Here is a 2,505-nt window from a genome sequence, read left to right on the forward strand (position 1 = left end):
GAGAGGCCGCAGCCGTACGCATGAGCCATCGTTCAACCACAGCCGGCTTCGCGGCCGATGCTTTTGCGGAACCTTGAGCCCCTCACGACGCCAGATCCGCTGAACCCGGTCTTTCCCCGCCTGCCAGCCCGCTGCCTGCAGCAGCGCGGTGACGCGGCGATAGCCGTAGCGTCCGTACTCGGACGCCAAGGCGATGATGGCGCGGGTCAGCGCATCCTCGTCAGCCGGTACCGTGGGCACGTAGCGTTGCGTACCCCGGTGCTGGCCGACGATCCGACAGGCGTGGCGCTCCGAGAGGCCGTACTTCTCCTGGATCGCGTCGACTGCCTGCCGGCGTCGCTCCGGGGCTATAAGTTTCCCGCGGCGACGTCCGCCAACACCTGACCCACCAGGGACAAGTCAGCCACAAGCCGGCGCAATCGAGCGTTCTCACGCTCCAGATCCTTCATCCGACGGGCCTGGTCGATCTGCAGGCCGCCGTACTCCTTGCGCCAGCGTGAGTCGCTTTGCTCGGAGATCTCCGCCTCCCGGCACGCTATCGCCAAACTTTTACCCTGCGCCGTCTGCACCTCAATCTGGCGCAGCTTCAGCACCACCTGCTCCGCACCCGTCTTCTGACCTCGCTTCATGTCCAGCTCCTTCAGTCCTGGCTGATCCTCTCAATCAGCCCAGTCCAAAGCCAGCCGGTCAGGTCAGAGGGATGCGGCGCAAGCGTCGCCTCGGAAGCGGTAAGGCATCCTCCTTTTGGAGGTGAATGGCGAGGTGCAGGCGCCATCGCAAATGTCGTAAATTGTGCGCAGCTTGGGTAGTCCAATGAACGAGTCCGCAGCCTCAACAAGCTTTTATTAACCATAAGGCAGCAGCGTCATCGGCGGGTGTGCGCCGTTGATCGTATGCGGCGCAGTGACCCGCAGCTCTCGGAGCTTCGAGGATGCGCCTTCCGGTTGTCGTGCTGATCGCGGTCCAATTTATCGCCAGTCCAGCCATGTCCCAAAAGCGGGTCGCTGCTATCCACCCACAACCGCCCCTTAAATCAGTTGAAAGCCTGCCAGAGATTTCAGTCTCCACCGCTGCGCTCCCGAATATCGAAGCGGCGAATAGAGCGGCGCGGATCAAGATGGAGAAGTTCGATTTGGCCATAGCAGGCCGTGATCTGCGCGTCCTGCGATCTGTGTGCGTCGGGTGTCGGACGACGGCAAATTGGGCAGCTCTTAGCATCAAAGCCAGAGCAGAAGGACCTGAGTTCCCCATCGCAGATCCGGCTGCTGCCCCTGATCAATAGTAGTACCGCTAACTAGGCGGTGGGGATCTTGCGAAAGTAAAGCTTTCTACGCATACTGCGTATTTTGAGCAGTGTGAACGGTTTTGCCCGGTCTAGCGTTTAGAAGAGTAGCGCGCATAAGCTTCTCTATAAAACACTTCACACGGACGGTAGAAGCAATGGTTCCGCTCAGGGCCGATCGGTGACCAATGCGGGCCGAGCGGCATTACTGATCCGCGACACCAATCATTAACCACCTGCCACCACCGTGCTCGCGTCCAGCCAACAGGTGCCGTCGTGAACCGAGCGTACCCGATCAGCGTCGATGATCCTGCTGCGGACTGCCCGGTCGCCATAGAGGTGCTGGGGCGGCTCATGGGCGCTGAAGCCGAGACGCTGCTCAACCTGTTGGAAGGCATCCCCGAGGCCACCCGCGCACGGCTGGCGGTCTACCTCTACGGGCGAAGCCACACCCATGAACTCGGCATCCGCATCGCCGCAACCTGCGAAAGGCGCGCTCTACAAGGAGCGCCAGGTCTCGTCGGGGATGCGCTGCATGACCTGTCACGCAAACCCTACGCTCCGACATCGTTCGGCACGCGTTCGGTGTCGTCGAAGGGGATCAGCCTGGGTGGGTCGCACCGGGTAGGCGCACGGGCTTAGGGCTCCCTCCATCCAACACGGTCACATACCCGAAACACGATCGTCCAACCGAAGCCATAGGGCTCCGGTATCGAGGCGTGTCCCTCCCATCGAAGCAGACTGTTCGCATGACGCTCAGCGACCTGGACAAGCCCGCCGATCTGACGATCTGGCCGCGGGGTATGTCTCCCCGTAGGCAGGAGGGACATGAGTTTCGAACACTGCGCGAAGCCCTGACGGTTGCGATCGACGCGCTCCGAGATCCGAGAGCGCTACCATGGATCGTGACGGAGGAAGGCCACGTCCTCTCGCCCGACTGGATCGCTGCCAATGGGCCCGCAGCGCGCACTCACTTAAACGCTGTCTAAGCGGGGATGGCTATCCGAGGTGCCCGGCTGCGCATTCCACGCGCTTACGGGTCCACGATCGAACGGATCGAAACGAGCTTGAGCTTGGTTCTTCCATTCTCCGGTCGACCGACGGGAGAAGGCTGTCGCTTCTGGCGGCATGCGAGGAGAACCATCTTGCGCTCATCCATCATTGCCGCCGCCCTGTTCGCCGCGCTCGGCGCAGCGTCGCTCTCCACGTCCGCCTCCGCTGCA

2 protein-coding genes and 1 pseudogene are annotated in these 2,505 nt (G+C 62.0%); 1 reads left to right on the plus strand and 2 read right to left on the minus strand.

The genetic code is table 11. The features are described 5' to 3' along the window. Positions 1-629 (minus strand): annotated as a pseudogene (locus MKK68_RS01665) (IS3 family transposase); the annotation flags it as partial. A gap of 929 nt (positions 630-1,558) precedes the next feature. Here MKK68_RS01665 and MKK68_RS01670 point away from each other — a divergent pair. Next, on the plus strand, positions 1,559-1,924 hold the full coding sequence (locus MKK68_RS01670) for a hypothetical protein (RefSeq protein WP_244028073.1): 366 nt from the start codon (positions 1,559-1,561) through the stop codon (positions 1,922-1,924). A 391-nt stretch (positions 1,925-2,315) separates the two neighbouring features. Here MKK68_RS01670 and MKK68_RS01680 read toward each other — a convergent pair. Next, positions 2,316-2,505, minus strand: a 190-nt coding sequence (locus MKK68_RS01680; RefSeq protein ID WP_244028083.1) for a hypothetical protein, incomplete at its 5' end; no start/stop codon positions are given.

Source organism: Methylobacterium sp. E-016, assembly GCF_022829745.1.
Taxonomy (GTDB): Bacteria; Pseudomonadota; Alphaproteobacteria; order Rhizobiales; family Beijerinckiaceae; genus Methylobacterium.